The organism is Nocardiopsis sp. SBT366, from assembly GCF_001083815.1.
Lineage (GTDB): Bacteria > Actinomycetota > Actinomycetes > Streptosporangiales > Streptosporangiaceae > Nocardiopsis > Nocardiopsis prasina.
Genome location: NZ_LAVM01000043.1, coordinates 44,614 through 51,275, shown reverse-complemented (window position 1 = coordinate 51,275; position 6,662 = coordinate 44,614). Strand labels below are relative to the sequence as shown.

The 6,662-nt window shown below is 72.1% G+C and carries 4 protein-coding genes; 3 read left to right on the top strand and 1 reads right to left on the bottom strand.

The annotated features are described in order from the left end of the window. The 3 genes from ADX84_RS14950 to ADX84_RS14940 form a co-directional block, all read left to right on the top strand. Positions 1–3,632 (top strand): FtsK/SpoIIIE domain-containing protein (locus tag ADX84_RS14950; RefSeq protein WP_049574106.1); only part of this gene is annotated, 3,632 nt, incomplete at its 5' end. A 169-nt stretch (positions 3,633–3,801) separates the two neighbouring features. Beyond that, positions 3,802–5,439, top strand: a complete 1,638-nt coding sequence (locus ADX84_RS14945) for a serine/threonine-protein kinase (protein ID WP_049574085.1) — start codon at positions 3,802–3,804, stop codon at positions 5,437–5,439. 11 nt (positions 5,440–5,450) lie between these two features. Then, the gene (locus tag ADX84_RS14940; protein ID WP_049574081.1) at positions 5,451–5,852 is read left to right on the top strand and encodes a hypothetical protein; all 402 of its coding nucleotides are present in this window, start codon (positions 5,451–5,453) and stop codon (positions 5,850–5,852) included. A gap of 82 nt (positions 5,853–5,934) precedes the next feature. On the opposite strand, the gene ADX84_RS14935 is transcribed toward ADX84_RS14940, so the two are convergent. Further along, on the bottom strand, positions 5,935–6,609 hold the full coding sequence (locus ADX84_RS14935) for a hypothetical protein (protein ID WP_049574077.1): 675 nt from the start codon (positions 6,607–6,609) through the stop codon (positions 5,935–5,937). Positions 6,610–6,662: the final 53 nt, after the last annotated feature.

Below are 6,662 nucleotides of genomic sequence, written 5' to 3'. Positions count from 1 at the left end.
TGGCGGTCGGCGGCGCGCTCATCATGAACCGCCCGCAGATGCTCCTCATCGGACTGCTGGCGCCCGTCTCCGTGCTGTTCATGCAGTTGATGCAGCGCAGGACCACCAAGGCCCGCTACGAGAAGCAGCTGCGCGAGTTCGAGGAGAAGACGGAGCGGGTCACCAGGGACGCCCGTGACGCCCTCGTCTCCGCGCAGCGGCGCCTGCGCGACACCTGCCCCGACCCGGCGGCGGTCCTGCTGCTGTCCACCGGCCCGCGCTCCCGCCTGTGGGAGCGCCGCAAGATCGACGAGGACTTCACCCAGCTGCGCGTGGGCACCGGCAGCATCCCCTCCGAGGTGGTCCTCATGGACCCCACCAAGGACGACCACCGCAAGGAGGTCACCTGGGACATGCGGGACGTGCCGGTGAGCGTGTCGGTCAGGGACAACGGCGTCGTGGGCGTGGCCGGGACCGGCGAGGGGGCCCACGCCCTGGAACGCTGGCTGGTCGCCCAGCTCGTCGCCCTGCACAGCCCCGCCGAGCTCCAGCTGTACCTGCTGTCCATGGAGGGTGACCACACCCGCTGGCGGTGGACCCGCTACGTGCCGCACCTGCGCGGGGACCTGCCCCAGCTCTCGCTGGGCCGGATCGGCATCGACGCCACCACGTGCGCCCGCCGCGTCTCCGAACTCCTGATGATCCTGGAGGCGCGGGCCAAGGCCGCGCGCGCAGCCGTCGACGACGAGCCCGCGATCGTGGTCGTGCTCGACGGCGCCCGCCGGATCCGCTCGCTCCCCGGGGTCGTCCAGCTGCTGCGAGAGGGCCCCGAGGTCGGTATCCACGTCCTGTGCCTGGACGCCGAGGAGCGGCTGCTCCCCGAGGAGTGCCGGGCGGTCGTCAGCATCACCCCGCACGGGATGCGTCTGCGCCGGACCTCCTTCGACAACGTCGAGGACGTGCGCGCCGACGTCCCCTCCGCCGCCTGGGCGGATCGGCTCGGGCGCGCCCTGGCCCCGCTGCGGGACAGCAGCGTCGGCGAGTCCGGCGGGTCGCTGCCGCGCAGCGCGCGCCTGCTCGACGTGATCGGCCTGGAGCCGCCCAACGGCGACGCGATCGCCGCCCATTGGACGAGCGGCGGCCGGAGCACGGTCGCCACCCTCGGCGTCGGCCTGGACGGCCCGTTCGCCGTCGACATCCGGCGGGACGGCCCCCACGCGCTCATCGCGGGCACGACGGGTTCCGGCAAGTCCGAACTCCTCCAGACACTGGTGGCGTCGCTGGCCGCGGTGAACCGTCCCGAGTCGATGTCGTTCGTGCTGGTCGACTACAAGGGCGGCAGCGCGTTCAAGGACTGCGTGGACCTGCCGCACACCGTCGGCATGGTCACCGACCTGGACACCCACCTGGTGGGACGCGCCCTGGTCTCGCTCGGCGCGGAGCTGCACCGCCGCGAGCACATCCTGGCCAAGGCCGGAGCGAAGGACATCGAGGACTACCTCGAACTCCTGGACCGCGACCCCCGCATGCCGCAGATGCCCCGGCTGATGCTGGTCATCGACGAGTTCGCGTCCATGGCGCGCGAGCTGCCGGACTTCGTCAAGGGTCTGGTCAACATCGCCCAGCGCGGCCGCTCGCTCGGCATCCACCTGGTGCTGGCCACCCAGCGTCCCGGCGGCGTGGTCACCAACGACATCCGCGCCAACACCAACCTGCGGATCGCGCTGCGGATGACCGACGAGACCGAGAGCCGCGACGTCATCGACGCGGCGGAGTCGGCGCACATCGGGATCGACACCCCCGGACGCGCCTACGTCCGGCTCGGCCACGCGTCGCTCCTGCCGTTCCAGTCGGGTCGGGTGGGCGGCCGCAGGGTCGTGGCCGTGGAGAACGCCTCGGCTCCCGTCGCCCACGCGGTGAAGTGGTCGGACCTGGCGCTCCCCGCCCCGATCGCCGCCAAGGAGAGCCAGCAGAGCGGCGACGTGGAGGCCACCGACCTCACGGCGTTGGTCGCGGCCGTGCGGGAGGCCACCGAGCAGGTCGGCGCGCGGCGTCAGCCAAGCCCCTGGCTGGAGGCGCTGCCCACGTCGCTGACCCTGTCCACGCTCCTGCGGGGGCGGCCCCCGCAGGCCGAGCCCGGGGTCGTGCGTCCGGTGCCGATCGGCCTCATCGACGTCCCGGCGCAGCAGCGCCAGATGCCGTACACGTTCGACCTGGCCAGAACCGGACACCTGCACATCATGGGGTCGGGCCGCACGGGCCGCTCCCAGACACTGCGCACCCTCGCCGCCTCCCTCGCCCTGGGCCACCACCCGGACGACGTGCACATGTACGGCCTGGACTGCGGCAACGGTGCCCTCCTGCCCATGGAGAGGCTGCCGCACTGCGGGGCGGTCGCCCAGCGCACCCAGAGCGACCGTGTCGTGCGCCTGCTGGGGCTGCTCGGAGAGGAGCTGGACCGCAGGCAGAAGCTGCTCGCGGCGCACGGCTGCGCCGACCTGGAGGAGCTCCGGGCCAAACTGCCCGGTCAGGAGCGACCGGCCCACATCGTGCTCTTCATCGACCGCCTGGACGCCTTCGAGCAGGCCTTCGGCGAGTACAACTACGGGGCCCTGGTCGAGGACGTCACCACTCTGATGAGGGACGGTGCGGGCGTGGGCGTCCACGTGGTCGCCACCGGTGACCGCCTGCTGACGCGCACCAAGTACTCCTCCACCACGGAGGACCTGCTGGTCCTGCGCTGCAACGACAGCGGGGACTACGGTTCGGCCGGGCTCCAGGCCCGCGCGCTGCCCGAGGAGGTCCCGGACGGCCGGGCCTTCCGCGCGGGCGACGCGCTGGAGGTGCAGATCGCGCTGCTGACGAAGAACCCCCAGGGCGCGGCCCAGGGTGCCGAGCTCGCGCGCATCGCCGAGTTCGTCTCCCAGCGACCCCAGCCGGGCGACGGGCCGAGGCCGTTCCGCGTCGACGTCCTGCCGGACCAGCTGACCTACGCGGACATGCCCCGGTACCGGACCCGGGCCCCGCGGCCGCTGCACGCCCTGATCGGCGTCGGAGGCAACGAACTCACCGCCGTCACCGCGGACCTGTCGCGGATCCCGACCTTCCTCGTGAGCGGTCCGCCCCAGTCCGGGCGGTCCAGCATGCTCACGACCATGGCCGCGTCCCTGCTGGAGGGAGGGACGGAGCTGCTGCTCGTGACCCCGCGGGGATCACGCCTGGCCGACCTGCGGAACGAGCGCGGGGTGCGGGCCGTCGTCGACTCCGCCGAACCGAGGCTGTCGCAGCTGCACGAGGCGCTCGGCCGCTTCGAGGCGGACACCGCGGTCGTGGTGATCGACGACGCCGAACTGCTGCTCCAGAGCGACCTCGGCAAGGAGTTCACGCGGATCGCACGCGGCATGGTGGGCGCGGGCTGGGGCATCGTCGCGGCGGGCACCAACGAGGCGCTCCAAGGCGGCTTCAACGGCTGGCACGTCCACCTCAAGCGCAACCGGATCGGTGCGCTGCTCTCTCCGCAGAGCCAGGCCGACGGCGAGGTTCTGGGACTGCGCCTGCCCAAGGGGGTGTCCAGCCCGAGGCTCACCCCGGGGACCGCCTACCTGCACCTGGGCGACGGCAGGGTCCAGCAGGTGAGGGTGCCGATGCCGTGACCACCGGAAACCGGGGTGTGACGACAGGTACCTTGTGCGCGAGGTTCGAGGCGCTAGTATCCACCTACTCCCCTTGGCCCCGTTTGTCCTCCCCCTGTTCTCGGTGGGCGCCTGACCCCGCTGCCAGAGTCAACCGTCCCACCCGTATGCCGATCAGGATCTGTTCCCAGTGAACCCAACCCCCTCAGCCGTCTCACTTCCCGTCACCGCCACCGACCTGACCTCCACCGACCCCACGAGGATCGGCCCCTACCAGCTCCTCAAACGCCTGGGGGCTGGTGGCATGGGCGTCGTGTACGCGGCCCAGGCCAACGGCGGCGAGCTGGTCGCGGTCAAACTCATCCACCCCGAGTACGCGGCGGACGAGGACTTCCGGGCGCGCTTCACCCGTGAGGTCGACCTGCTCCGCAGGGTGGGCGGCGCGTGCGCGGTGCCCCTCCTGGACGCCGACACCGAGGCCGAGCGGCCCTGGCTGGTCACCCCGTTGGTGCGGGGCATGACGCTCAGCGCCTACATGCGCAAGCACGGAGCCCTCGACGAACAGCTGCTGATCGGCCTCGCCGCGGGGGTGGCCGAGGCGCTGGCCCAGATCCACGAGGCGGGTATCGCGCACCGCGACCTCAAGCCCGCCAACATCGTGCTGTCACCCGAGGGCCCCCGCGTCCTCGACTTCGGAGTGGCTCGGGCGGTGGACCAGACCGCGCTCACCCGGACCGGATCGGTCATGGGCTCGCCCGGATGGATCAGCCCCGACCACTACCAGGGCAAGCCCGCCAGCACCGCCGACGACATCTTCGCCTGGGGCGCCCTGGTGACCTACGCGGCCACCGGGCGGCCGCCCTTCGGCAGCGGCGACCCGGCCGCCATCGCCCACCGGGTGATCAGCGGGGAACCGGACACCGAGGGGTTCACCGGTCCGCTGGCCGACCTCGCGCGGCGCGCGCTCCAGAAGGAGGGCGCCCAGCGGCCCACGGCGCTGCAACTGGTCTCGGAGATGGTGTCCGTGACCCACCCCGGGCGGTCCTTCGCGCCGGTGGCCTCGGCCGAAGCCGCAGGCAGCGTGATGGGCGCCCTGGTCGACAACAACTGGCACGGAGTGCAGACCGCACCCGAACGTGAGTTCGCGGTGAAGCCGACCAAGGGCGCGGGCAGGGCCCTGGCTCTGGTCGGTGCGGTCCTGGGCGCCCTCCTGCTGATCGCCGGACTCGGTTTCGGTGGTGTGGCCCTGGCCAACAACTGGGACTCCCTGCCGGTCGCCGCGTGGTTCTCCGGAGACGAGGACGACGAGGGCGGGGACACCGCGAAGGAGAGCTCCGACGAGGAGCAGAGGCGTCCCGGCCCGGTCGGCAAGGAGCCCACGGAGGACGCCTCGCCCTCGGACGAGCCCTCCGAGGAGGCGGGCGACGAGGACGACGCCGACGACGACGCGGACGAGGAGGCCGAGGAGGACGGTGGTTCGACCACCACCATGGCCACGGTCGGCGCCGGGGTGAGCGCCTCGGGGTCGCGCCCGGCCGGTGACCACGTGGTGGCCTTCCAGCCCGCGGGCGGATCCGGCCAGTACGCGGTGGTCGACGGCGCCACGGTGGTGTGCGCGTGGAGCTTCTGCCAGGAGCAGGGGGGCGGCGTGGCCGACGGTGCCGCCGGAACGGTCTCCTCCAGCCCCGGTGCCCTGACCGGCTACGTCAACTCCGGCAGCCGAACGGTCTCGGCCGAGGTCACCTACACCGAGAGCGGCGGCACCGTCACCATCACCCGACTCGTGGAGCACCACAAGACCAGCGGTAGCGGAACCCCGCCCTGGTAGGAGGAGCACAAGTGCTGAAGTCTCTCACCCGCCGGATCTCCTGCGGGCTCACCGTCGTCCTGGTCGCGGCCCTTGCCAGCCCCGCCCCGGCCTCCGCCGCCTCCTACAGCGGGGAGTGCGGGAGCGGGTACGGGGTGGTGAACTCGGCCTCCGTTCCCGGGGGTACGGTCCACCTGACCTACAACAACTCCAACGGCAGGAACTGCGTGGTCGTGACCCGGTCCAGCCCCGGCTCCGCGATGAACATGGACGCCTCCCTCAAGCGCTCCGACTCCACCTCCTGGAAGACCGACCCGGGCAGCTTCACCACCTACGCCGGTCCGGTGTACCTGGACGCCGCGGGTCACTGCGTGGACTGGGGCGGTTCGATCGGCGGCGAGTGGGTCGTACGCAACGGCACCAACTGCGGCTGACACCGCGAGGAACGCGAGGGGCCCCGCCGAACAGCGTGTTCGGCGGGGCCTTCGTTCGTTCCGGGCCAGGCGGGGCGGCGGATCAGACCCGGTAGAACGAGAAGGCGCCGTACTGGGAGATGCTGACCTCCCACTCGGTGACGTCGCCGGTCTCCTCGTCCAGGCTCTGGCACAGGAAGGGCGCCTCGCCGCCGGTCTCGCCGCGCTCGACGTCGGAGTCCATGTCGCAGAGCACGAGCTCGGTCTCGGCGCTCACCCGGAGGCTGTCCTCGAGGGCCTCGCGCACGAGCGGCCCCTCGGGCATGTCCCACTCGTAGTTGATCAGGATGCCCGAGGAACTGATGTCGATCGAGTACTCGAACTCCTCGTCCAGGAAGGTCACCGTGCAGGTGACGGACTCACCCTCCTCACCGGCGATCTCGGGGCAGGTGGAGGCGGCGTCGGGGTCGGTCACGGAGGCGAACGTGGAGATCCGCTCCAGAGCCTCCCAGGCGATGCGGTCCCCCAGGGGAGCCGAGGAGTCGGGCTCGGCGGGCAGGTCCGTCTCCGGGTCGATCTCGGGTGCCTCGTCGGGGATGGGGCCCTGGTTGAACGAGGAGGTGTCCACCTCGACGGCCTCCTCCTCGACCTCCTCGACGGCGGCCGTGTCGGGCTGGGCGGGCTCGGGGTCGTCGCCGCCACAGGCGGCGAGTGCGAGGGCGGAGCCGGCGGCGACGAGGCCGAGGGCGACACGGTGGCGGCGGGTGGAGTTCAGCATGGGGCATCCTGTCGGGAGAGCGGGTTGGGGTATCCGCTTGGGTCCCTGACCGG

Excerpts from the sequence above, each read along its gene's own strand:
- ADX84_RS14935 (WP_049574077.1), bottom strand. The coding sequence starts at position 6,609 with ATGCTGAACTCCACCCGCCGCCACCGTGTCGCCCTCGGCCTCGTCGCC.